This is a genomic window from Rhodococcus wratislaviensis (genome assembly GCF_041228765.1).
Classification (GTDB): domain Bacteria; phylum Actinomycetota; class Actinomycetes; order Mycobacteriales; family Mycobacteriaceae; genus Rhodococcus_F; species Rhodococcus_F wratislaviensis.
This window is the reverse complement of sequence record NZ_CP150488.1, coordinates 6,083,447-6,105,768: the sequence shown is the minus strand read 5'-3', so window position 1 is coordinate 6,105,768 and position 22,322 is coordinate 6,083,447. Positions and strand designations below refer to the sequence as shown.

Here is a 22,322-nt window from a genome sequence, read left to right as displayed (position 1 = left end):
CTATGGAAGCGACGGCGGCGATGTTCGCTCCCACCCAGAACCTGCTCGACTGGCTCTCGTCGACGGGGCTCGCGGTGTCGCTCACCGTGCTCGGAGCCATCCTGATGGCGCGATTCGTCAATTGGGGCGGCAGCAAGGTCACCGACCGGATCGACAGCAACTACATGCAGGGCGACGCCCTCGTGCGGTCCGAGGCGACCAAGCACCGGCACTCGGTGGCCCAGGTGATCACCTGGGTGATCATCACCATCATCTATGTCATCGCGACGATGAAGGTGCTGGACCAGCTGAGCCTGCCGATCGGCAGCCTGGTGGCCCCGGCCACCGTGCTCGGTGCGGCGCTCGGCTTCGGCGCGCAGCGCGTGGTGCAGGACATCCTCGCCGGCTTCTTCATCATCACCGAACGCCAGTACGGCTTCGGCGACACGGTGCAACTCGCGGTGACGGGATCGTCGGAAGACGCCGAGGGCGTGATCGAGGACGTCACGCTGCGGGTCACCCGGATGCGGAACTCGGACGGTGAGGTCATCACCGTTCCCAACGGCCAGATCGTCAAGGCGATCAATCTGTCCAAGGACTGGGCGCGTGCGGTGATCGATGTTCCCGTCCCGGCCACGTCGGACATCAACCGGGTCAACGAGGTGCTGCACCAGGTCGGTGTCGAGGCCTTCGCGGATCGCGGACTGAAGAAACTACTGCTCGACGAGCCGACAGTGATGGGAGTGGAGAGTCTGACGGTCGACGAGGTCAGTGTTCGCGTCGTGGCGCGAACCCTGCCGGGTAAGCAGTTCCAGGTGGGTCGCGCGCTGCGCGTGCGCATCGCCACCGCGATGAGACGGCAGGGAATCACCGTCGAACCGGACCTCCAGACGGTCCGGGCAGCGGAGGGCGAGGGATGACCGACGAACCCCGGCGCGGACTGGACCGGATTCTGCACTCGTCGTTCCTTCCCGCGAAGATCTTCGGTGGACGGGTACGCACGTCGACGCTGGTGCTGTGCATCCTCTGGGTAGTGCTGTACACGCTGTACACGTACCTCAATCCCGCCGAGGAGGTGGTCCAGGGACCCGTCGCTCCGGCGGTCGTTCCCACCCGGGAGGCGCCCCTTCAGGAGACCACGCTCCCGACGTCGGAGATCGAGACGACCACCGAGCCGACGTCGGAGACGGTCACGACCACCGAGACGACACCCGAGCCGACCCTGCAGGAGACGGCGCCCACCGGGACCAGTCAGGTGACGTCCACCCCGACGTTGCCGTTCGGGATTCCCAATCCGTTCCCGCCGCCGCCGACGGGCATGCCGCCGACCACGTCTTCCGTCCCGACGACGTCGGCGACACCGCCGAGCGGGCGATGACGCCCGCGCGTCGCTCCATTTGGTCACTGTTCGATAACGTCTAGACTGGCTCCTCGTGATCAGCGTCGAGAATGTGTCGAAGTCGTACAAGACCTCCACGAGGCCCGCCCTGGACAAGGTGAGCGTCGAGGTGGACAAGGGCGAGTTCGTCTTCCTCATCGGCCCGTCGGGCTCGGGAAAGTCGACCTTCATGCGACTGCTCCTGAAGGAGGAGTCGCCGACGTCGGGTGACATTCACATCGCGGACTTCCACGTCAACAAGCTGTCCTCCCGGCGTGTGCCGAAGCTGCGGCAGAGCATGGGCGTCGTCTTCCAGGACTTCCGGCTCCTGCAGAAGAAGACCGTGTCCGAGAACGTCGCGTTCGCGCTCGAGGTGATCGGGAAGCCGCGCGCGATGATCTCCCGGACCGTCCCCGAGGTGCTCGAGATGGTCGGGCTGTCCGGTAAGGCGGACCGTCTCCCCACCGAACTGTCGGGCGGTGAGCAGCAGCGCGTCGCCATCGCGCGGGCGTTCGTGAACCGGCCGCTGGTGCTGCTGTGCGACGAGCCCACGGGAAACCTCGACCCGGAGACCAGCCAGGACATCATGCTGCTGCTCGAACGGATCAACCGCACCGGAACGACGGTGGTGATGGCCACCCACGACCACCACATCGTCGACTCGATGCGCCGTCGGGTGGTGGAACTGGACCTCGGCAGAGTGGTGCGCGACGAGGCTCGGGGTGTGTACGGCGTGGGGCGTTAGCCGCCCTCCCTGCACTCCAGCTTCAGTACTGTCCCCAAGTCTCCTACGAAGGACTCTGATTCCCCGATGCGTGCCAGTTTCATTTTCAGTGAGGTCCTGACCGGACTCCGTCGCAACGTCACCATGACCATCGCGATGATCCTCACCACCGCGATCTCGCTCGGCCTGTTCGGCAGCGGGTTGCTGGTGGTGCAGATGGCCGGCAAGACCCAGCAGATCTTCCTGGACCGCGTCGAGGTGCAGATCTTCCTCACCGACGACATCTCCACGTCGGACCCGGGTTGTGAGGGGGAGATCTGCAAGACGTTGCGCACGGAACTGGAGGACACGCCGTCGGTGGTGTCGGTGGAGTACCTCAACCGGGACGACGCCGTGAAGGACGCGACGGAGCGGGTATTCAAGGATCAGCCCGAACTCGCCGCACTGGTCAGCCCCGACAGCTTCCCGGCCTCGTTCAAGGTCAAGCTCAGCGACCCCGAGCGGTTCGGCGTGATCAACGAGAAGTTCGGCACCCGCCCGGGAGTCGAGAGCGTCCTGAACCAGCGCGAGCTGGTGGAGCGGCTCTTCAGCGTCCTCAACGGTGTGCGCAACGCCGCGTTCGCGATCGCGATCGTGCAGGCCGTGGCCGCAATCCTGCTGATCGCGAACATGGTTCAGATCGCGGCGTTCACCCGGCGCACCGAGGTCGGCATCATGAGGCTGGTCGGTGCCACCCGCTGGTACACGCAGTTGCCGTTCCTGCTCGAGGCGGTGGTCGCCGCGCTGGTGGGTGCCGTCCTCGCCATCGTCGGCCTGTTCACCGCGAAGAACATGTTCATCGACGACGTGCTCGCCGACGTGTACGAGGCCAACATCGTGGCCCGGATCTCCAACAGCGACGTGCTGTTCGTCTCACCGGTGCTGGTGCTCGTGGGCGTCGGAATGGCGGCGGTCACCGCGTACGTGACCCTGCGCTTGTACGTCCGCGAATAATTCGGCTTGCTTCTTCTCCTATGCTGGAGGGTACGAACTGTTCACCTCGGACATCGCGGACTGAAAGGCCCGGAACGTGAAGGAAAAGGGCCGCAAGGTCATTGCGACCAATCGCAAGGCGCGTCACAACTACACCATCCTCGACGTCTACGAGGCGGGGATCGCCCTCGTCGGTACCGAGGTGAAGAGTCTGCGCGAGGGCAAGGCGTCGCTGGTCGACGCGTTCGCCACCGTCGACGACGGCGAGGTCTGGCTGCGCTCCCTGCACATTCCCGAATACACGCAGGGCACGTGGACCAACCACGCGCCGCGCCGTACCCGGAAGTTGCTGCTGCACAAGCGGGAGATCGAGCATCTCGTCGGCAAGACGCGGGAGGGAAACCAGACCCTGGTTCCCCTGTCGATGTACTTCTCCGACGGCAAGGTCAAGGTGGAGCTCGCGCTCGCGAAGGGTAAGCAGGACTACGACAAGCGCCAGGATCTGGCCAGGCGGACCGCCGAGCGTGAGGTGACCCGCGAACTCGGCCGCCGAGTCAAGGGCATGCGCTGACATCGATCCTGCTCGCGCTCGTGGCCGCGATCGGTTACGGCGTGAGCGATTTCATCGGGGGAGTCGCGTCCCGCCGGGTGGCGGCGCTTCGCGTCGTCATCGTGTCGTACCCGCTGTCGCTGCTGATCGTGCTCGCGATCGCCCCGTTCGCCGGGGGCACCCTCACCTCGTCCGCCCTCGTCTGGGGCGCCCTCGCGGGAGCGGCCGGTGGCGTGGCTGTCTGGTGGTTCTACCTCGCGCTGGCGTCGGGACCGATGTCGGTGGTGTCGCCGCTGACGGCCGTGCTGGTCGCGGGCATTCCGGTGCTGATCGGGCTCGCATTCGGTGAGCGGCCCGGGCCCGTCGCGTACGTCGGGATCGCCGTGGCCCTCGTCGCCGTCGTCCTCGTCAGCCGGGAATCTCCCGACGAGACCGCGGGGGAGGTGGCCGGGGGGAGGGTGCTGCGCTTCACCCGGACCGTGGCGCTGCTGACGGTCGGTTCCGGCATCGCGTTCGCGCTCTCGTTCGTGTCGTTGCACCAGATCGGTGACGACGGCGGGATGTGGGCGCTCGCCGTGTCGCGTGCCGCGGCGACCGCGGTGGTGTGGCTGGTCGCGTTGTCCGCCGGCCACTTCGTGCTGCCGCACGGCGAACCCCTCAAGCTCGCCGTGTACGTGAGTTTCCTCGACGTCCTGGCCAACGCGGCCATGATGTACGCGTTCCAGGGCGGGCTGCTGTCGCTCGTCAGCGTGATCGGGTCGCTGTACCCCGCGGCCACCGTGTTGCTGGCGATGGTGATGCTCGGCGAACGGGTGAGCAGAATGCAGCAGGCGGGCATGCTCCTCGCCCTCGCGGCCGTCGGAATGATCGCCGTGGCCAGCTGAAATACGGCTGCCGACACTCGGGACGAAAACCGGGATGAAACCGGACCGGGTTCGCGTTACACTAGGTGGCCCCGCGAGACTCGTGGGGCACGTACGGGGCTGAACGGTTTCGACTGCGTACGTTGAGGTAGGGGAAGCGTGTCGGTGCAGGCAAGAGACCACCGTAAGCGTCGCTGCAAACATATAAGCGCCGATTCCAATCAGCGCGACTACGCACTCGCTGCCTAAGTAGCGACTGCGTGTCTGTCAGTCCGGGTTCGCCCTCGGTCCGGGTACTGGCATCAGCTAGAGGGCTTTACCGTTCGACTCGGTCGCGGAGTCGAATGGGACAACCAACAGCGACTGGGATCGTCATCCTGGCTTGTTTGCGAGACTGGGAGATCCAAGTAGAGACATAGCAAACTGCACACGGAGAAGCCCTAGCTTTGCTGCGGAGGACCCGGGTTCAATTCCCGGCAGCTCCACCAAGGTCCGGGCCGGACACCACCAGGTGTCCGGCCCGGATTTTTTGTGCCCGGCGGAGTTCAAACTCCGCGGCCCGCCGCCGTGACACGATGTGTGCCGTGTCCCTGACGAAACCCGTGGCCGTGGTCGCGCTGGGCGGCGCGCTCGGTGCGTCCGCGAGATTCCTGTTGTCCGAGCTGTGGCCGGGCATCTGGACGGTCCTTCTGATCAACGTGGTCGGGTCACTGCTGCTCGGCTACCTCGCCGAGACGGTCGGGCCGGACCGGTTGTGGCGACTGTTCCTGGGAGTCGGCGTCCTCGGCGGTTTCACCACGTTCTCGACGTTCGCCGTGGACGCGGTGCGGGAGGACGCCGTCACCGCGACGCTCTACGTGGTGGCCACCCTGATTCCCGCCCTGCTCGCGGCGCGGCTCGGGATGCTCGCCGGTCACCGGCACCGGCTGGCGCGGAAGGCGGCGGCATGACCGTTCTCCTCGTCGCGCTGGGCGGCGCGCTCGGTGCGACGGCGCGATACCTCACCGGCCGGTACGTCGACTCGTACCGCAGCTTTCCGGTGGCCACCTTCCTCGTGAACGTCGCCGGGTGCCTGATCCTCGGACTGCTGTCGGGGGCGTCGATGTCCGAGCAGACGTTCGCGTTACTGGGCACGGGCTTCTGCGGCGGCCTGACCACGTACTCGACGTTCGCGGTGGAATCGGTGGGACTGCTGCGGATCCGCCTGGCGCTCACGTCCGTCGTCTACGTGGTCGCGAGTGTGGCGGCCGGACTGGCCGCCGCCTGGCTGGGATTCCGATTGACGTCTTGAGGGCAGACTCCGGTGCGAGGGTGCAGGATGGGTGGGTAGTCGAGTTCGATCCCGATGAATTTCCAGGAGGTCTCGTGGCGCACGACAGAGCGGGTCAGGTGGCACTGCCGGAGGATCTCGTAGACATCGCGCACCTGGTGACCGCGTACTACAGCGGCGTGCCCGACCCCGAGAATCCCTTGCAGCAGGTGGTGTTCGGGACATCGGGGCACCGGGGGTCGAGCCTCGACAACGCCTTCAACGAGGCACACATCCTGGCCACCACCCAGGCCATCGTCGAGTACCGGGCGTCCCAGGGCATCGACGGACCGCTGTTCGTCGGGCGCGACACCCATGCCCTGTCGGAGCCGGCGTGGACGTCGGCTCTGGAGGTGCTGGCCGCGAACGACGTGACGGTGCTGATCGATTCGCGGAACCGGTACACCCCGACTCCCGCGGTCAGTCACGCGATTCTCCGCTACAACCGCAGCGGCCCGGAGTCGCGGGCCGACGGCATCGTCGTGACGCCGTCGCACAACCCGCCGCGCGACGGCGGTTTCAAGTACAACCCGCCGCACGGTGGCCCCGCAGGCTCCGAGGCGACGACGATCATCGCCGACCGTGCGAACGAGTTACTCCGCCGGGACCTCTCGGGTGTGCGGAGAGTCTCCGCGGACCGGGCGATCCAGCGGGCCGAGCGGTACGACTTCCTCCGCTTCTACATCGACGACCTGCCCGGCGTGCTCGATCTCGATGCCATCCGGAGCGCCGGAGTCCGGATCGGCGCCGACCCGCTTGGCGGAGCGAGCGTCGACTACTGGGGTGCGATCGCCGACACCCATCGGCTCGATCTCGAGGTCGTCAATCCGCTCGTCGATGCCACATGGCGGTTCATGACGCTCGACACCGACGGCAAGATCCGCATGGACTGCTCGTCGCCCGACGCCATGGCCTCGCTGATCGGAGCTAAGGACCGGTTCGACATCTCCACCGGAAACGACGCCGACGCGGACCGGCACGGGATCGTCACTCCCGATGGGGGACTGATGAATCCCAATCACTACCTCGCGGTGGCCATCGACTACCTGTTCTCGCACCGCACGGGGTGGGGTTCGACGGTGAAGGTGGGTAAGACGCTCGTCAGTTCGTCGATGATCGACCGGGTGGTCGGGAGCCTCGGCCGTGAACTGCTGGAGGTGCCGGTCGGTTTCAAGTGGTTCGTCCCCGGACTTCTCGAGGGCTCGCTCGGCTTCGGCGGCGAGGAGAGTGCGGGCGCATCGTTCCTGCGCCACGACGGCGGGGTGTGGACCACCGACAAGGACGGGATCATCCTGGCCCTGCTCGCCTCGGAGATGACGGCGGTGTCGGGCAAGACACCGTCGGTCCGGTACCGGGAACTGGCAGAGCAGTTCGGCAGCCCCGCCTACGCGCGCATCGATGCCCCCGCCACCCGGGAGCAGAAGGCGGTACTGGCGAAACTGTCGCCCGAACAGGTATCGGCAACCGAACTGGCGGGGGAGCCGATCACCGCGACGCTGACGAGTGCCCCCGGTAACGGGGCAGCCCTCGGCGGGCTGAAGGTCACCACCGAGTCGGCGTGGTTCGCGGCGCGGCCGTCGGGCACCGAGGACGTCTACAAGATCTACGCCGAATCCTTCAAAGGCCCGGACCATCTCGCGGAGGTACAGGCGGCGGCCAGGGAACTGGTGGCCGACGTCCTGAAGTAGGAACTCGGCCGGGGTAGGTGCTGCCGCGGAACCGGGGGCACCTACCATCGGATTCAACTATGAACACTCGCGCAGCCGGGCTGCCCGCCGGGCGCAGCCCGCGGCTCCCTTCGGAAATCTGGGTGCTGGTCTCGGCCAGCTTCGTCATCGCACTCGGATTCGGGATCGTCGCACCGGCCCTCCCACAATTCGCCCGCAGCTTCGACGTGAGCGTGACGGCGGCCACCGTCGTGATCTCGTCCTTCGCGTTCATGCGCCTGGTCTTCGCCCCGGTCAGCGGCCGGCTCGTGCAGAAACTGGGGGAGCGGCCGGTCTACATCACCGGACTCCTGATCGTCGCCGCCTCGACCGCCGCCTGCGCGGTCGCGGGGGACTACTGGCAGTTGCTCGTCTTCCGCGCACTCGGCGGCATCGGCTCGACGATGTTCACGGTGTCGGCGATGGGCCTGGTGATCCGCATCGCACCCGTGGACAGCCGCGGTCGAGTGTCCGGGCTCTACGCGACGAGCTTCCTGATGGGATCGATCTCCGGACCCCTCGTCGGCGGGCTGCTCGTCGGATTCGGGCTCCGGGTTCCGTTCGTCATCTACGCGATCGCCCTCGTCATCGCGGCCGCGGTCGTCTTCGTCAGCCTGCGGGGTTCGCACCTGACGGCGCCCGACGCCACCGCCGCCGGAGCCGCCATGACGCTCCGGGAGGCCCTCGGGCAGCCCGTCTACCGCGCCGCGCTCGGCTCGAATTTCGCGTTCGGCGGGGTGATCTTCGGGGTGCGGGTGGCGATGGTCCCACTGTTCGTCGTCGAGGCACTGCACCGCGACGCCGCGCTCGCAGGCATCGCCCTCACCGTCTTCGCCGTCGGCAATGCGCTCGTCCTCATCGTGTCCGGACGGTTGTCCGACGTCTACGGCCGGAAGCTGTTCGTCCTGATCGGACTGCTGGTGTGTGGCGCCAGCACCGTCGGGATGGGCCTCAGCGAGAACCTGCTGGTGTTCCTGGTGCTGTCCGGCATCGCAGGCATCGGTTCCGGAGTGATGAGTCCCGCGCAGCAAGCCGCGGTCGCCGACGTCGTGGGCGCGAAGTCCCGCGGTGGTCCCGTGCTGGCCACCTTCCAGATGGTCGCCGATGTCGGCGGGGTCCTCGGCCCGGTCGGGGCGGGTCTGCTCGCCCAGCACCTGTCGTACGCGGTCGCATTCGGCGTGACCGGCGGGGTCATGCTCCTCGCCGCAGTGGGCTGGCTGCTCGTGCCGAACAAGCCGGCGCCCAAGGTGTCGGTCGAGGCGGTCTGACCGGCGTCTTCGGTACGCTCGTTCGGGTGTGGATCAAGGTCGTCTCCCTTCTCGCCCGGCTGTCTCTCGCCGCCGTCTGGCTGGTCTCCGGCGCACTCAAAGTCGCCGACCCCGCCCAGACGATCATCGCGGTCCGCGCGTATCAACTGCTCCCCGAGGACCTCGTCCGGCCCGTCGCCAACACGTTGCCGTTCTTCGAGATCGCCCTCGGTCTGCTCCTGCTGATCGGGCTCGCCGTCCGCGCCACGGCCGCGGTGTCCGTCGTGCTCCTGCTCGTGCTCATCGGCGTGATCGTCTCGGTGTGGGCTCGCGGGCTGTCCATTGACTGCGGATGCTTCGGCGGCGGCGGTGCGGCCGACGTGAACGGCTGGGACTACACCAAGGAAATCCTCCGGGATGTGGGCTTCCTCGCACTGGCGGTGTGGCTGATCGTGTTTCCCCGTACCCCGGTCGCACTGGGACTCGGCTCACGCACCACTTTCTCAGTGACCCCTCAGCAGGCGATGGCAGAGTAAGCATCCGGTAAATCGATCCGACGTCGAAGGACTGCATCCACGTGAGCTCGAAGAACAAGTACAACCCGCAGCCGGAATCCAGCCGGTCCACCTACATTCTCGGTGGGCTCGCCGTACTGGTCATCGCCGTACTGGTCATCGGCGGTGTGATCTGGCAGAGCAACCGCAGCAAGCCGCGCAACGACGGTTACGGCGGGGTCCAGAACTCCGAGGTCCAGGTGGCGCTGCAGGCTGACGGCGTCGTGCTTCTCGGCCGTCCCGATGCGGCCACCACGGTCGACCTGTTCGAAGATCCCATGTGCCCGTACTGCGCTGAGCTCGAGAACAAGAACGGCCAGGAACTCGCGCAGGCCATCGACGACGGCAAGGTAGCGGTCCGCTACCACGTCCTGAACTTCCTCGACCAGCTCTCGGCCAGCGGTGACTATTCCACCCGCGCCGTCGCGGCGTCCGAGTGCGTCGCAGAAACCGGTGACGCCGTGGCGTATTCGGCGTTCCACGCGGCGCTGTTCTCCCCGTCGAACCAGCCGAAGGAGAACGGCAGCTCCGATCACACCAACGAGGAGCTCGCGCAGATCGCCAGTGACGCCGGAGCGTCCGACGCGGCCGCCCAGTGCATCACCACCGGCGCGAAGGTCGAGCAGGCCCGGACACACGCCGAGGCGGGCCGTCAGGCCCTCGCCGCGAGCGGCGCTACCGGCACCCCTGCCGTGGTCGAGGACGGCACCGTGATCGATGCATTGTCCAACGAGAACTGGGTGTCGCAGCTGTAGGCGGCTCCGCCGCCCGTGCGCGGTTGACGAGTGTCTGGACTCCTTAACCACGCACGGGCGCGAAGCGCCTCTGACCAGGCGATTTGTTGGCCAGGTCGGCAATGGTGTAACTTTCTTCGAGCACGGAGGAAGTCATTCCGAGTGCGGAGAACAACCGAATACGGGGCTATGGCGCAGCTGGTAGCGCACCACACTGGCAGTGTGGGGGTCAGGGGTTCGAGTCCCCTTAGCTCCACTTTAGAGAGAAGCCTCTCATCCGCAGACAATGCGGGTGGGAGGCTTTCCTCGTTCATCCTTTTGTCCCGGTGGGACACTGGCGTCATGACATTCACTGTGACGCATCGATCATTCGACCAATTGGCGGAGTTCGCCGTCACCGACTTCGGCGACGACGACAGCTACAGCATCCACGAGTCCGGGGCGCTCGTCATCGTCCGTGCCGCCCGGGAGCTGATCTACGCCCCCGGGAGCTGGTTCCTGGTGGAGCGGGAGGACGGGCAGGAGGACGGTTCGCCCGGCAACTACATGTGACCGACCATCGCAGCGTCGGAACCCGGGGCGGACTCGCACATATGTTCGACTACCGGGTAGATTCGACGTGTGGCCGCCAGAACCGAAACCGCGCCGGGGCGCTGTCCGAATGGGCACACGCTGGCCGCCAACACGTGCCTGGTGGGGTGGGAGGTCTGCGGGTGCGCGACGTCGAACAACGGTGGGCACCGTACTCATTTCTGCCGGCGATGTGGCGCGACCGTCCGCACTCCGCCGTGCAGTGGCGCGGCGTCCGGCGATGGTCGGTGAGCGGGTGGTTATCGGATCGGTTGCCTCGCGGCCGTGGGGTTGCCCCAGATCGTGTCTGATTCGTCCTGGAGTACGAGGGCGACCAACCTTTCGGTGCCCGCGGTGAACGTGGATGCCGCGACGCGCACCCAGATCCAGTGGCCTTCCCGGTGGCGGATGCGCAGATGTGCTGTCGCGCTGGTGCTTTCCGGGCCCAGGACCCGGGCGAGCATGGTGCCCCACAGTTCGGCGTCGTCGGGGTGGAAGAGTTTCTCGTGTTCGAGGTCGGCGAATTCGTCGGTGTCGTAGCCGATCAGGGCCGCGCACGCGGGGTTGCTGAACACGAGGTTTCGTTCCCGGTCGTGAACGCTGATCGCATGGGGGATGGACTCCATCAGTGCAGCGAATCCGTCGCTATCCAGTTGTGTCACTGTCCCCCCTCGGGCATCTACGATGGCGCCCACATCGTACGCCGCGCCTCGGATCTTCGGGCGATGTCGTAGTTAACGACGAGCAACTACCGGTGGCGAACCTGATCCGTGGGGATAGGGTGACGGGATGCGGTTCGTCACCATCGTCCAGGCCTCCGCGTTCGTCCCCGTGTGGCTGCGCGTCCTGCTGCTGATGGCGGCGGGCGCGAAAGTGTGGGGAGCCGGCATCTATTCCGGCTGCTATTTCGGCAGCAGGAACGTCACGATGGGGCTGGGGACGTTCGTCAACCGCGGAGTGCTGTTCGACGGCACCGCACCGATCACGCTGGGCAGGCAGGTCGCTGTCGGGCACCGTGCCCAGTTCATCACGAGCACTCACGAGATCGGTCCGAGTTCCGGCCGGGGCGGGCGAGTGGTCGACCGTCCGATCGTGGTCGGAGACGGGTGCTGGATCGGCGCAGGCGCGATCATCCTCCCCGGAGTGACGGTGGGGGACGGCTGTGTCGTCGGGGCGGGCACGGTGGTCACCCGCGACTGCGAGCCGAACGGGCTCTATGCGGGGTCGCCGGCGCGTCGCGTCCGCGACCTCGACTCCGCGCCGTCCGTGCGGTGAGCGCCGGCCTGGCGTTCGACGGCGACAGCACGGTTCACGCCGTCGAGAAACCGTGAAATGGTGGCTCTTTCGACGGCGTCGAAGTCGTCGAGGACGGCGGCCGCCCGGTCGATGAGCGGTCCGAAGAACGTCTGACCGAGGTCGACGGCCCGGGGGGTGACGGCGAGCAACGACCTGCGGCGGTCGTCGGCATCCCGGTCGCGCCGGATCAGGCCTGCTTTCTCCATCCGGTCGAGGAGGGCCGTCACGGAGGCGGAGTTGATGCCGAGCTGACTTCCGAGCCATCCGGGTGTGGCGGCGAGGCCCGCCCGGTGTGCGTCGAGGATGCAGATCAGGGCGCGGAGATCGGTGGTGTGCAGTCCGTGCAGTTGTGCGAATTCGGCACCGAGCAGGTTCAGCTCGACTGCCAGGGCACGCAGCCGGTGCACGGTCTGTGCGCCTTCGTCCGGGTCCACGCCCCGCAATCTACTGCGACTATTCCTTCGATTGTCTAGTATCTCGATTATCGAGATAATTCGAGGAGGGCTGATGACGACGGTCGACGACTTCGTCCGGGCCTACGACGCGCTGCTGGACAACTGGCCGGTGAACGTCACACCCGTCGACGTCCCGACACCCTTCGGGCCCACCCGGGTCAACGTGTGCGGACCCGAATCGGGGGCGCCGCTTCTCCTGCTCCCCGGGGGCGGGGCGACGTCGACCGTGTGGATCGCGAACGTCGCGGCGCTCGCCCGCAGTCACCGGGTGTTCGCGGTCGACGTCATGGGCGACGTGGGGCGCAGCGTGAACGCCGGTGCACCACTGCGCATGGTCGAGACCCTGTTCGAGTGGCTCGACGCGGTGCTCGACCACCTCGGGGTGAACGCGTCCGCAGTGGTCGGCCATTCGTACGGAGCCATGATCGCCCTCGCCTACGCGCTGCACGATCCCCGTCGCGTCGACAGCCTGGTGCTGCTCGACCCGACGTCCTGCTTTGCGCGCATGAGCTCGAAATACCTGCTCCGGGCGTTGCCGGTGCTGATCCGGCCGACCGAGACGCGGCAGCGGAGCCTGATCGACTGGGAGACCGCCGGCGCCGGAGTCGACCCGAGGTGGCTCGGCGTCGCCGCGCTCGGGACGGCGGCCTTCGGCCGCACCACGCTCGTGGTGCCGCCACGCCCGAAGCCCGACGCGCTGGAGCGACTGACCGCACACACCGCTGTGGTGCTGGCGGGAAGCAGCCGGGCGCACGATCCGGGCAAGGTGGCGGCGAACGTCCGCCGGTTGCTCCCGGCGGCCGCGGTCACGACGATTCCCGGAGCCACACACCATGCGCTGCCGATGGCACCCGCTGCCGACGTCACCGCGGCGATCCTCGCCGCGGTGGGCTGACTCCCACCCGTGTGCCGGACGCTAGGATGGGCGCCCGGTAGCTCATCGAGGTCCACGGAGGTCGCAGCGTTGGCGAAGAAGCGGATTCCCGTCGTCATCGTCGCCGGATTCCTCGGTTCGGGAAAGACCACTCTGCTCAATCACGTGCTGCGCAACAACCGCGGAGTCCGGGTCGGCGTCATCGTCAACGACTTCGGCGCCGTGAACATCGATTCGATGATGGTGGCCGGTCAGGTCGATTCCATGGTGTCGCTGAGCAACGGGTGCATGTGCTGCGCCGTGGATGTCAGCGACATGGACGAGATGCTCGACCGCCTCGCCCATCCCTCGTCGCAGATCGACGTGATCATCGTCGAGGCGAGCGGGCTTGCCGAGCCGCGCAACATGATTCGGCTCGTCCTCGGCAGCACCAACCCGCACGTCGTGTACGGCGGTCTCGTCGTGATGGTCGACGGCGAGCAGTTCGAGGACATGTCGGCGCAGCACCCGGACCTCGGAAAGCACGTCACACTCGCAGACCTCGTGATCTTGAACAAGACGGACCGCATCGACGACGCCCGACGCGCCGCCGTGCAGGCGATGGTCCGCGACTACAACGACCGGGCGCCCGTGCTGACCACCGCCCACGGCCGGATCGAGCCCACCCTGCTGTTCGACCGTGAACCCGGGCGTGAACCTGCGGCAGGGGAGCAGCTCACCCTCGACCAGCTCCTGCTGGACCAGCACGACCATTGCGGAGACCACGATCATCTGCACTCGTCCTACGAGGCAGTCGATTTCGCCTCGGACGACCCGATCGATCCGCGGCGGCTCGTCGAGTTCCTCGAGAAGCGGCCGGTCGGGATCTACCGGATCAAGGGATTCGTGCACTTCGCGGTGCCCGGGCAGTCGCGGAAGTTCGAGGTGCAGACGGTCGGCCCGCACATCAGATTCACGTCGACGCGCTGGGAACCCGGTGAAGAGCGGGCGACCCAGCTGGTGCTCATCGGTGCGGACATCGAGGCCGGGCACGTGCGGACCCGGCTCGCGGACTGCGTCGTGGCGGAGGGAGAAGAGGCGGACCCCGGCGCGATGCTGGGTGTGCACCGCTATACCGTGACCGCGTGACCGAGTCTGCGTGTAGTCCTGAAACGAATCCCGAGCCCGCGTTGTCCGTGTACGACGCGATCCGTCGTCGCCGCGACGTGCGGGCCGAGTTCACCGGGGAGCCGATCGCGTCCGACGTGCTCGACCGCATCCTGGGCGCGGCGCACTGTGCCCCCAGCGTGGGCAACACGCAGCCGTGGGATTTCGTCGTCGTCCGCGACACCGGGACGCTGACCACATTCGCCGACCACGTGGCCGGCGCGCGGCGGCGTTTCGCGGAGTCGCTGCCCGAAGACCGGAAGAAGACGTTCGATCCCATCAAGATCGAAGGGATCTGCGAGAGCGGCATGGGTGTGGTCGTCACCTACGACCGGAGCCGCGGCGGCGAACACATCCTCGGCAGGCACACGGTCGACGACACCGGTCTGTTCTCCGCGGTGCTCGCGATCCAGAATCTGTGGCTCGCCGCGGCCGCCGAGAACGTCGGCGTCGGCTGGGTGTCGTTCTACGACGAGCCGTATCTCACCGAGTTGCTGGGAATCCCCGAGCCGGTGCGCCCCATCGCCTGGCTGTGCGTGGGGAAGGTCGCCGAGTTCCAACAGGTACCGGATCTCGAGCGGTTCGGGTGGCGGGGGCGCCGGCCACTGGCCGACGCCGTCCACCTCGAGAAGTTCTAGCCCTGACGGCGGCGTGCGCCACCGGCGGACGCCGTACGGGTTCCGCCGCCCGTGGACGAAGCGGCACGCGGGCGTCCGGCTCCACCCGAGCGGGAGCGACGTGCGCCGCCGCCCTGACCGTGTGCGCGACCGCCCTGACCGCCGCGTCCACCCTGGGCGCCGCCCGGTCGCTGATTGCGTCCGCCGCCGTTCGACGCCGGCGCCGCCGCCTTGGGGGCGGGCGCGACGTGCGGTGCGATGTCGCCGACCAGGTCGAGCACGTGCGCGGAATCCGCGGTGCTGCGGACGGGGGTCACCTTGATCGCGGCCTTGCGCATGAGGACGGCGAGGTCCTTGCGCTGCTCGGGCAGCACGACCGTCACGACGTCGCCGGCGCTGCCCGCGCGTGCGGTGCGACCGGAACGGTGCAGGTATGCCTTGTGCTCGGCGGGCGGATCGACGTGGACGACCAGCTGCACGTCGTCGACGTGGACGCCGCGCGCTGCGACGTCGGTGGCCACCAGCACGCGTGCCTCACCGGCGGAGAACGACGCCAGGTTGCGGTCACGGGCCGCCTGCGACAGGTTGCCGTGCAGGTCGACCGAGGGGATTCCCGCCTCGGTGAGCTGACGGGCCAGCTTGCGGGCCTGGTGCTTGGTGCGCATGAACAGGATCCGGCGTCCGGTTCCGGAGGCCAGCCGCTCGACCAGCTTGCGCTTGGCTTCGACGCCGTCCACGTCGAACACGTGGTGCGTCATGGCCGCGACGGGCGAGTTCGCCTCGTCGACCGAGTGCAGGACCTCGTTCTTCAGGAACCGCTTCACCAGCTTGTCGACGCCGTTGTCCAGGGTGGCGGAGAACAGCAGCCGCTGTCCCTGCTGGGGGGTCGCGGTGAGGATGCGGGTGACGACGGGCAGGAAGCCGAGGTCGGCCATGTGGTCGGCCTCGTCGAGCACGGTGATCTCGACGGCGTCGAGGCTCACGAACTTCTGCTTCATCAGGTCTTCGAGCCGTCCGGGGCACGCGACGACGATGTCGACGCCGGCCTTGAGGGCGCTCACCTGACGGTTCTGGGAGACACCACCGAAGATCGTGGTGACCCGCAGGTCGTAGGCGGCTGCGAGGGGCTCGAGGGTGGCGGTGATCTGCGTGGCGAGCTCACGGGTGGGGGCCAGGATCAGGCCGACCGGGCGACCCGGGCGGCGCTTTCCGCCCGACAGTTCGCCCGCGAGGCGGGACACCATCGGAATGGAGAAGGCGAGCGTCTTACCGCTGCCCGTCTTTCCCCGGCCGAGCACGTCGCGGCCCGACAGCGTGTCGGGGAGGGTGTCGACCTGGATGGGGAACGGGGAGGTGATCCCCTTGTCGGCGAGTGCTTTCACCAGGGGGTCACGGACACCGAGCGCGGCGAACGTCGTGTCGGGAGTATGTGTGTCAGACAAGTGGTCAGGCCTTTCGGGCACAGGGTTGTGCCCGGAGGGCCGATACGGAAGGTCTCCGTCGGAGCTCGAGCACAGGTTGGCGGCGTTGCCGGTCGGCAAGCTTCTTCGCCGTAAGAAGAGCGGATGCGGTGGTGCACATCCAACAGGATTCGGGTGACCGAACTGAATGCGTTCTACGACGCTGGGTGACCGTCGTGGTCACCTAGTGATGGCCACTGTACCCGGTGGCGGCCGAACGGTCCGACCGAGGAGTCACAGACCCACCCATTCCGAGGCCCCGTCGGCGAACTTCTGCCGCTTCCAGATGGGTACCTCGTGCTTGATCCGCTCGACCAGTTCGGCGCACGCGGCGAATGCCTCGGCACGGTGGGGTGCGGCGACCGCGGCGACCACCGCGAGGTCGCCGACGGTGAGGGATCCGACCCGGTGGATGGCCGCCACGGGAAGTCCGGAGGAGGCCGCGACCTCCTCGCAGACGGTGCGGAGGAAGCGCTCGGCGTCGGGGTGCGACTGGTACTCGAGGGCCGAAACGGATTGTCCGCCATCGTGATTGCGGACGACTCCGGTGAACACCACGACGGCGCCGTGCTCGGGCCCGGCCACGGCCGCGTCGACGACGGCGGGATCGAGGGGCTGATCCGAGATCTGGGCGAGGATGTCAGGCATCGTGCGTACCTCCGCCGGCGACCTGGGCGAGAAGGTGGTCGACGAGGGGATCGAGAACGGATAATCCGTCCTTGACGCCACCCGGCGAGCCGGGGAGATTCACGACGACTGTGCCGTTCGCCACACCGGCGAGTCCGCGGCTCAGCGAGGCGTGCGGCGTCACCTCCGTCCCGCGGTTCCGGATGGCGTCGGCCACACCGGGTAGTTCCCGGTCGAGCACCGCACGGGTGGCCTCCGGCGTGGCGTCGGTGGGGGAGACGCCCGTGCCGCCGGTGCTGATGATCAGCGCAGGATTGCCGGACAATGCGTCAGCGAGGCCGGCCGCGATGTCGGCGTCCGCGTAGACCAGCGGACCCCGGGTGGTGAAGCCACGCTCCTCGAGCCATGCCGCGATCACCGGGCCGGTCGTGTCTTCCCGGGTGCCCCTCGCGCCACCGGTGGAGGCGACCAGGACGGCCGCGGATCGCGGTGTCACCGTGGGGGTTCCGGTGCTCTGCTGCTCACGCGTCCAGTGTCCGCGTTTGCCGCCGTCCTTGGTGAGCAGCCGGACGCCGTCCAGTGTCGCGGCGGGGTCGACGGCTTTCACCATGTCGTGCAACGTCAATCCGGCCACCGCCACGGCGGTGAGGGCCTCCATCTCGACGCCGGTGGGGCCCTTCGTCTTCGCGGTGGCCTCGATGGTGATGGCATTCTCGGTGAACCCGAACTCCAGCTTCACCGAGGACAACGCAAGCTGATGGCACAGCGGAATCAGCTCGGACGTCTTCTTCGCCCCCGAGATCCCGGCGATCCTGGCCGTCGCGAGAACGTCCGCCTTCGGCAGATCGTCGGCCCGGACGAGTTCGATCACCCCGGGTGTGGTGACCAATTGCCCCGCGGCCACCGCGATTCGGGTCGTGTCCGCTTTCGCGCTCACGTCGACCATGCGGGCGCGGCCCTCACTGTCGAGGTGCGTCAGGTCGGTCATAGGGGGATCACCTTCACGAGTTGGCCGGCGTCGAGCGCGGTGACGTCGGCGGGAACGTCGAGGAGGACGTCCGCCCATGCCATCGCGGCGACGAGATGGGAACCGGGGCCGGATACGAGTTCGACTCCGGCGTCTGTGCGGCGTGCGCGGAGGAACTGCCGCTTGCCGGGAATGGAGGTGACGGCCGCGGCGAGCGGCAGTTCCTCGGATTCCGTCGGGGGGAGCCCGGCTGCGCGCCGGATCTCGGGACGCGCGAACACCTCGAACGAGACGAGGGTGCTCACCGGGTTCCCGGGAAAGTTGAGGACGGGCGTGCCGTCCACGACGGCGGTGCCCTGCGGGCCGCCCGGTTGCATCGCGACGTGGCCGAAGTGCGCGCCGAGCGGTGTGAGGGTTTCCTTCACCACTTCGAAGTCGCCCATCGACACCCCGCCGGACGTGAGGACGAGATCGGCGGTGGTGGTCGCCTCCGCCAGCAGGGTCCGGAACTCGGCGGGGTCGTCGCCGCTACGGGCGATCGACACGACCTCGGCGCCGTTGGCCCTGGCGCTCGACGCGAGGGCGATTCCGTTGGAGTCGTATATCTCTCCCGGATGCAGCGTGCTGCCTGCGTCCACGAGTTCGGCGCCCGTGGTGATGACGGCGACGCGCGGGCGTGGGCGCACCGGGACGTGCTGCAGGCCGACGGCGGCGAGGACGGCGATGTGCCGGGCGGCGAGAATGCTGCCTGCAGGCAGCAGGAGGGTGCCCTCCCGGACATCGCTGCCGCGTTCGCGCACGAACTCGCCGGCGGTGCGAGAGCGTTCGATGCGGACCTGTCCGTCGGTGGCCTCGGTGTCCTCGACCGGGACGATCGCGTCGGCGCCCTCGGGGATCGGCGCCCCGGTCATGATCCGGTACGCGGTCCCGGGAGTGTGGGTGGTGGCGCCTGCCGGGCCCGCGGCGATCACGCCCCGCACCGGGAGCACCGCCGGGACCGACACCACGGATGCGGCGTCGACCGCGTACCCGTCCATTTGCGAATTGCGGAACAACGGCAGGTCGACGGGGGAGTGGACGTCGGCGGCGAGGACACGCCCGAGTGACTCGCCGAGCGGAACCTCCTGCGCCGGCCGCTCGTGGAGCGGCGCGAGGAGTTCCGCGACGTGCTGGGCGTGCTGCTCCACGGAGCGTGCGGTCACGATATTCCTCCGGCCATGGTCACCAATCCTAGGCACGCCTCCAGAAGGCGCCACGAGTGCACCGCGTCACACAGCGATCACCCCTCGCGGCATACTGGACAGATGCAGGGAAAGGCAACTCGATGACGACGGTGGAGATGGGTATCCCGACCGTCCGGCGTTCGGTGTCGCTCGCGGGCAGGCCGGATGTCGACCACCTGGTCGACCGGTTCGGCCGGGTCGCGCGCGACCTGCGGGTCTCCATCACCGAGAAGTGCTCGCTGCGCTGCACGTACTGCATGCCCGAGGAAGGGCTGCCCGCCATCCCGGCGCAGAACCTCCTCACCGCGAGCGAGATCGTCCGGCTCGTCGACATCGCCGTCCACCGCCTCGGCGTGCGCGAGGTCCGGTTCACCGGGGGCGAGCCACTGATGCGGGTGGATCTCGAGCAGATGATCGCCGGCTGCGCCGAGCGCGTGCCGGGAGTCCCGCTGGCGATGACCACCAACGCGGTCGGTCTCGAGCACCGCGCGGACGGGCTCGCCCGCGCCGGACTGACACGGGTCAACGTCTCCCTCGACTCGGTCGATCGCGAGCACTTCGCGAGACTGACGAGGCGTGATCGACTGCCTTCGGTGATGGCCGGTATCCGCGCCGCAGCCAGGGCGGGACTGGCACCGATGAAGATCAATGCGGTGCTGATGCCCGAAACACTCAGCGGAGCGGCCGACCTGCTGGAGTGGTGCCTGCGCGAGGGTGTCACGCTGCGGTTCATCGAGGAGATGCCGCTCGACGCCGATCACGAGTGGGCCCGCGAGAACATGGTCACCGCCGACCGGTTACTGGCCGTCCTCGGCGAGCGGTTCACCCTCACCGAACACGGGAGAGAAGATCCGTCGGCGCCTGCCGAGGAGTGGCTCGTCGACGGCGGACCGGCCACGGTCGGAATCATCGCGTCCGTCACCCGCTCGTTCTGCTCGGACTGCGACCGCACCCGCCTCACCGCCGAAGGAACGGTACGGTCCTGCCTGTTCAGCGACCAGGAGATCGACCTGCGGTCGGCCCTGCGGTCGGGTGCGGACGACGAGGAACTGGCGCAGTTGTGGCGCGGCGCGATGTGGAACAAGTGGGCAGGCCACGGAATCAACGCGGACGGCTTCGCACCGCCGCAACGCAGCATGGGAGCAATCGGTGGATGACGTGACGGGCATTTCCGTGCGGTACTTCGCCGCCGCCGCCGACGCGGCCGGCTGCACCAAGGAAACCCTCGATCTCCCTGCCACCGCGGATCTCGGCCAGGTGAAGGACCTTCTCCTCGCCAAGTACGGTCCCGACATGCAGCAGGTGCTGTCGGTGTCCGCATTTCTCGTCGACTCCGAGCTCACCCGCGACCTCACCCGTACGGCGGGTGCGCAGGTGGACGTGCTGCCGCCGTTCGCCGGCGGCTAGGCGCGCAATCAGCGGGAGTCGGCCAGCCACCGGTCGAACGTGATCGTTCCGAACCGATTGTCGGGCACCAGGTTCGATCCGTCCCGAAAGAACCGACCCAACGCGCCGGGAAGGGGCACGTTCACCACGAATCCGTGCGTGCCGGTGGCCTTCTTCCACGCCGTCGTCATATCGCGGGCGGTGCGCACCTCCGGTCCACCGATGGTGATCGGCCCCTCCGGCGCCGGTTCCGCGGCCAGGGCGGCGTCGACCAGCGCGGTCGCGACATCCCTGGTGTCGATGGTCTGGAAACTCGTCTTGGAGAAGGCGGGGATCAACCCGGCCCGGCTCGCGGGCTTCGCGATCATGGGAATGAAGTCGTGGAACTGGGTCGCCCGCACTATCGTCGTCGCCATCGCAGCACCCTCGTAGACCCGTTCCTGCTTCCCCTTCGCCTGGTAATAAGGGAACTCGGCCTGGTCGACGTTGACGATGGACAGCAGGACGGCGCGTCCGACGCCTGCACCGTCCGCGGTGGCGAGCAGGTTCTCGGCGCCCTTCTCGAGCACGGCCCGAGTTCCCCGGGTCTTGCCGTCGGTGGTGTCCACCAGGACGTCGACACCGTCGAGTGCCTCGGCGAGGCCGTCACCGGTGACGAGATCACCGTGGAAATGGGCGATCTCGCTGCCCGGCGCACCGCCGTGCCGGGTCAGGACCCGGACGGAGTGACCGCGCGCGAGGAATTCCTTGACCACCTGCCGGCCTGCCGTGCCGGTACCGCCCGCGACCAGCGCCTGGACCATCGGGTCACCGCCACCAGGTGTCGAGCGGGGTCACCGGGACCGTGCGCTTGTGGCGGGTATTCAGGAACATCGTCTCCAGCTTCTGCCCGACGGCGTCCGGCACGTCCTTGCCTTCGAGGTAGTCGTCGATCTGGGCGTACGTGACCCCCAGCGCTTCCTCGTCGGGGAGGGCGGGCCGATCATCCTCCAGATCGGCAGTCGGAACCTTCTTCCACGTGCTCTCGGGTGCGCCGAGTTCGCGCAGGAGCGCGGCGCCCTGACGCTTGGACAACCCGGTCAACGGGGTGACGTCCACGCCGCCGTCGCCGAACTTGGTGAAGAAGCCGGTGATCGCCTCGGCGGCGTGATCGGTGCCGACGACGAGATACCCGAGCTGGCCGGCGATCGAGTACTGGATCACCATCCGTTCGCGGGCCTTGATGTTCCCTCGGACGAAGTCGCGGAGTTCGCCGCCGTCGCCGATGATGTCGCGCAGCGCCTCGGACGACTCCTTCGCGGTGGCGTCCGCGCCGGGCTTCACGTTGACGACCACCGACCGGTCGGGCTTGATGAAGTCGAGGGAGATCTGCGCGTCGGACTCGTCGGCCTGGGTGCCGTAGGGCAGTCGCACGGCGACGAACTCGGCGTCGTGGCCCTCGTCGCGGAGCTCGCTCGCCGCAAGCTGGGCGAGGCGGCCGGTGAGGGTGCTGTCCTGACCGCCGCTGATACCCAGGACGAAACCCTTGGCCGGGGTCGACAGCAGGTAGTCCTTCAGGAACTGAACACGTTTGCGGATCTCGTCAGCCGCATCGATGGTGGGCTGGGCACCGAGTTCCTCGAGGATCTGCGCACGTAGATTCGCCATGCCAGAACTCTAGCGAGTGCCCCTGACGAACGCAGGGT

The 22,322-nt window shown here is 67.9% G+C and carries 27 protein-coding genes, 1 tRNA gene and 1 other RNA gene; 21 read left to right on the top strand and 8 right to left on the bottom strand.

Going from position 1 to position 22,322, the window contains the following annotated elements; translation table 11 throughout:
• Positions 1-2: 2 nt before the first annotated feature.
• The 15 genes from WKC72_RS28340 (at position 3) to WKC72_RS28270 (ending at position 10,568) form a co-directional block, all read left to right on the top strand.
• Positions 3-899 (top strand): mechanosensitive ion channel family protein, encoded by an 897-nt coding sequence (locus WKC72_RS28340; RefSeq protein WP_005240218.1) that lies wholly within the window; start codon positions 3-5, stop codon positions 897-899.
• Positions 896-1,357 carry a hypothetical protein gene (locus WKC72_RS28335; protein WP_370180488.1) on the top strand — a complete coding sequence of 154 codons (462 nt, stop codon included), beginning with the start codon at positions 896-898 and terminating at the stop codon, positions 1,355-1,357. Before WKC72_RS28340 ends, WKC72_RS28335 begins: the two co-directional genes overlap by 4 nt.
• Positions 1,358-1,412: 55 nt before the next feature.
• Positions 1,413-2,102, top strand: a complete 690-nt coding sequence (gene ftsE, locus WKC72_RS28330; RefSeq protein ID WP_370180487.1) for a cell division ATP-binding protein FtsE — start codon at positions 1,413-1,415, stop codon at positions 2,100-2,102.
• A gap of 66 nt (positions 2,103-2,168) precedes the next feature.
• Complete coding sequence (gene ftsX / locus WKC72_RS28325; RefSeq protein WP_370180486.1) at positions 2,169-3,074, top strand: permease-like cell division protein FtsX; 906 nt, start codon at positions 2,169-2,171, stop codon at positions 3,072-3,074.
• A 76-nt stretch (positions 3,075-3,150) separates the two neighbouring features.
• A complete protein-coding gene (smpB, locus tag WKC72_RS28320) occupies positions 3,151-3,624 on the top strand; it encodes an SsrA-binding protein SmpB (protein WP_005240226.1) in 474 nt (157 codons plus the stop codon).
• 8 nt (positions 3,625-3,632) lie between these two features.
• Positions 3,633-4,487: a DMT family transporter gene (locus tag WKC72_RS28315; RefSeq protein ID WP_112299334.1), complete on the top strand. Its 855-nt coding sequence runs from the start codon at positions 3,633-3,635 to the stop codon at positions 4,485-4,487.
• A gap of 95 nt (positions 4,488-4,582) precedes the next feature.
• Positions 4,583-4,954, top strand: a transfer-messenger RNA (tmRNA) gene (gene ssrA / locus WKC72_RS28310).
• A gap of 87 nt (positions 4,955-5,041) precedes the next feature.
• Positions 5,042-5,416, top strand: coding sequence for a CrcB family protein (locus tag WKC72_RS28305; protein WP_112299335.1), 375 nt, complete (start codon positions 5,042-5,044; stop codon positions 5,414-5,416).
• The gene (gene crcB, locus WKC72_RS28300) at positions 5,413-5,757 is read left to right on the top strand and encodes a fluoride efflux transporter CrcB (RefSeq protein WP_037245293.1); all 345 of its coding nucleotides are present in this window, start codon (positions 5,413-5,415) and stop codon (positions 5,755-5,757) included. The genes WKC72_RS28305 and crcB overlap by 4 nt, the downstream gene beginning before the upstream one ends.
• Positions 5,758-5,831: 74 nt before the next feature.
• Positions 5,832-7,463 carry a phosphoglucomutase (alpha-D-glucose-1,6-bisphosphate-dependent) gene (gene pgm / locus WKC72_RS28295; protein WP_370180485.1) on the top strand — a complete coding sequence of 544 codons (1,632 nt, stop codon included), beginning with the start codon at positions 5,832-5,834 and terminating at the stop codon, positions 7,461-7,463.
• A gap of 59 nt (positions 7,464-7,522) precedes the next feature.
• The gene (locus WKC72_RS28290) at positions 7,523-8,749 is read left to right on the top strand and encodes an MFS transporter (RefSeq protein ID WP_370180484.1); all 1,227 of its coding nucleotides are present in this window, start codon (positions 7,523-7,525) and stop codon (positions 8,747-8,749) included.
• Positions 8,750-8,775: 26 nt separating this feature from the next.
• Positions 8,776-9,264 (top strand): MauE/DoxX family redox-associated membrane protein, encoded by a 489-nt coding sequence (locus WKC72_RS28285; RefSeq protein ID WP_037245303.1) that lies wholly within the window; start codon positions 8,776-8,778, stop codon positions 9,262-9,264.
• Positions 9,265-9,305: 41 nt separating this feature from the next.
• Complete coding sequence (locus WKC72_RS28280) at positions 9,306-10,037, top strand: DsbA family protein (RefSeq protein ID WP_037245306.1); 732 nt, start codon at positions 9,306-9,308, stop codon at positions 10,035-10,037.
• Positions 10,038-10,199: 162 nt separating this feature from the next.
• Positions 10,200-10,272: transfer RNA gene (locus tag WKC72_RS28275), tRNA-Ala, on the top strand.
• 86 nt (positions 10,273-10,358) lie between these two features.
• The gene (locus tag WKC72_RS28270) at positions 10,359-10,568 is read left to right on the top strand and encodes a hypothetical protein (protein WP_011598322.1); all 210 of its coding nucleotides are present in this window, start codon (positions 10,359-10,361) and stop codon (positions 10,566-10,568) included.
• Between the two features lie 278 nt (positions 10,569-10,846).
• Here the strand turns inward: WKC72_RS28270 and WKC72_RS28265 are convergent, their stop codons facing one another.
• Positions 10,847-11,248, bottom strand: coding sequence for a PAS domain S-box protein (locus WKC72_RS28265; RefSeq protein ID WP_037245308.1), 402 nt, complete (start codon positions 11,246-11,248; stop codon positions 10,847-10,849).
• A 127-nt stretch (positions 11,249-11,375) separates the two neighbouring features.
• On the opposite strand from WKC72_RS28265, the gene WKC72_RS28260 reads away from it, so the two are divergent.
• Positions 11,376-11,861, top strand: coding sequence for a DapH/DapD/GlmU-related protein (locus tag WKC72_RS28260; protein ID WP_037245311.1), 486 nt, complete (start codon positions 11,376-11,378; stop codon positions 11,859-11,861).
• Here the strand turns inward: WKC72_RS28260 and WKC72_RS28255 are convergent.
• Positions 11,801-12,325, bottom strand: a complete 525-nt coding sequence (locus WKC72_RS28255; protein WP_268790866.1) for a MarR family winged helix-turn-helix transcriptional regulator — start codon at positions 12,323-12,325, stop codon at positions 11,801-11,803. The genes WKC72_RS28260 and WKC72_RS28255 overlap by 61 nt on opposite strands.
• Before the next feature lie 64 nt (positions 12,326-12,389).
• Here WKC72_RS28255 and WKC72_RS28250 point away from each other — a divergent pair, with 64 nt between their 5' ends.
• From WKC72_RS28250 to bluB, 3 genes are all read left to right on the top strand, one after another.
• Positions 12,390-13,232 carry an alpha/beta fold hydrolase gene (locus WKC72_RS28250; RefSeq protein ID WP_370180482.1) on the top strand — a complete coding sequence of 281 codons (843 nt, stop codon included), beginning with the start codon at positions 12,390-12,392 and terminating at the stop codon, positions 13,230-13,232.
• 69 nt (positions 13,233-13,301) lie between these two features.
• Positions 13,302-14,339 (top strand): GTP-binding protein, encoded by a 1,038-nt coding sequence (locus WKC72_RS28245; RefSeq protein ID WP_037245321.1) that lies wholly within the window; start codon positions 13,302-13,304, stop codon positions 14,337-14,339.
• Entirely contained in the window at positions 14,336-14,995 is a 660-nt protein-coding gene (gene bluB / locus WKC72_RS28240; RefSeq protein WP_052033814.1) for a 5,6-dimethylbenzimidazole synthase, read from the top strand. The genes WKC72_RS28245 and bluB overlap by 4 nt, the downstream gene beginning before the upstream one ends.
• Here bluB and WKC72_RS28235 read toward each other — a convergent pair.
• The 4 genes from WKC72_RS28235 to glp form a co-directional block, all read right to left on the bottom strand.
• Positions 14,992-16,416: a DEAD/DEAH box helicase gene (locus WKC72_RS28235; protein WP_174484750.1), complete on the bottom strand. Its 1,425-nt coding sequence runs from the start codon at positions 16,414-16,416 to the stop codon at positions 14,992-14,994. The two genes, bluB and WKC72_RS28235, sit on opposite strands and share 4 nt — an antisense overlap.
• 252 nt (positions 16,417-16,668) lie before the next feature.
• Positions 16,669-17,082, bottom strand: a complete 414-nt coding sequence (locus tag WKC72_RS28230; RefSeq protein ID WP_037245328.1) for a molybdenum cofactor biosynthesis protein MoaE — start codon at positions 17,080-17,082, stop codon at positions 16,669-16,671.
• Positions 17,075-18,049: a bifunctional molybdenum cofactor biosynthesis protein MoaC/MoaB gene (moaCB, locus tag WKC72_RS28225; RefSeq protein WP_370180481.1), complete on the bottom strand. Its 975-nt coding sequence runs from the start codon at positions 18,047-18,049 to the stop codon at positions 17,075-17,077. The genes WKC72_RS28230 and moaCB overlap by 8 nt, the downstream gene beginning before the upstream one ends.
• Positions 18,046-19,230, bottom strand: coding sequence for a gephyrin-like molybdotransferase Glp (gene glp, locus WKC72_RS28220; RefSeq protein WP_370180480.1), 1,185 nt, complete (start codon positions 19,228-19,230; stop codon positions 18,046-18,048). Before glp ends, moaCB begins: the two co-directional genes overlap by 4 nt.
• 122 nt (positions 19,231-19,352) lie before the next feature.
• On the opposite strand from glp, the gene moaA reads away from it, so the two are divergent.
• Both moaA and WKC72_RS28210 read left to right on the top strand, forming a co-directional pair.
• Positions 19,353-20,408: a GTP 3',8-cyclase MoaA gene (gene moaA / locus WKC72_RS28215; RefSeq protein WP_015890180.1), complete on the top strand. Its 1,056-nt coding sequence runs from the start codon at positions 19,353-19,355 to the stop codon at positions 20,406-20,408.
• Positions 20,401-20,658 (top strand): MoaD/ThiS family protein, encoded by a 258-nt coding sequence (locus tag WKC72_RS28210; RefSeq protein ID WP_370180477.1) that lies wholly within the window; start codon positions 20,401-20,403, stop codon positions 20,656-20,658. Before moaA ends, WKC72_RS28210 begins: the two co-directional genes overlap by 8 nt.
• Positions 20,659-20,666: 8 nt before the next feature.
• Here the strand turns inward: WKC72_RS28210 and WKC72_RS28205 are convergent, their stop codons facing one another.
• Both WKC72_RS28205 and nadE read right to left on the bottom strand, forming a co-directional pair.
• Positions 20,667-21,440, bottom strand: coding sequence for an SDR family oxidoreductase (locus WKC72_RS28205; protein WP_370180476.1), 774 nt, complete (start codon positions 21,438-21,440; stop codon positions 20,667-20,669).
• A gap of 4 nt (positions 21,441-21,444) precedes the next feature.
• A complete protein-coding gene (nadE, locus tag WKC72_RS28200) occupies positions 21,445-22,284 on the bottom strand; it encodes an ammonia-dependent NAD(+) synthetase (RefSeq protein WP_037245345.1) in 840 nt (279 codons plus the stop codon).
• Positions 22,285-22,322 lie beyond the last annotated feature (38 nt).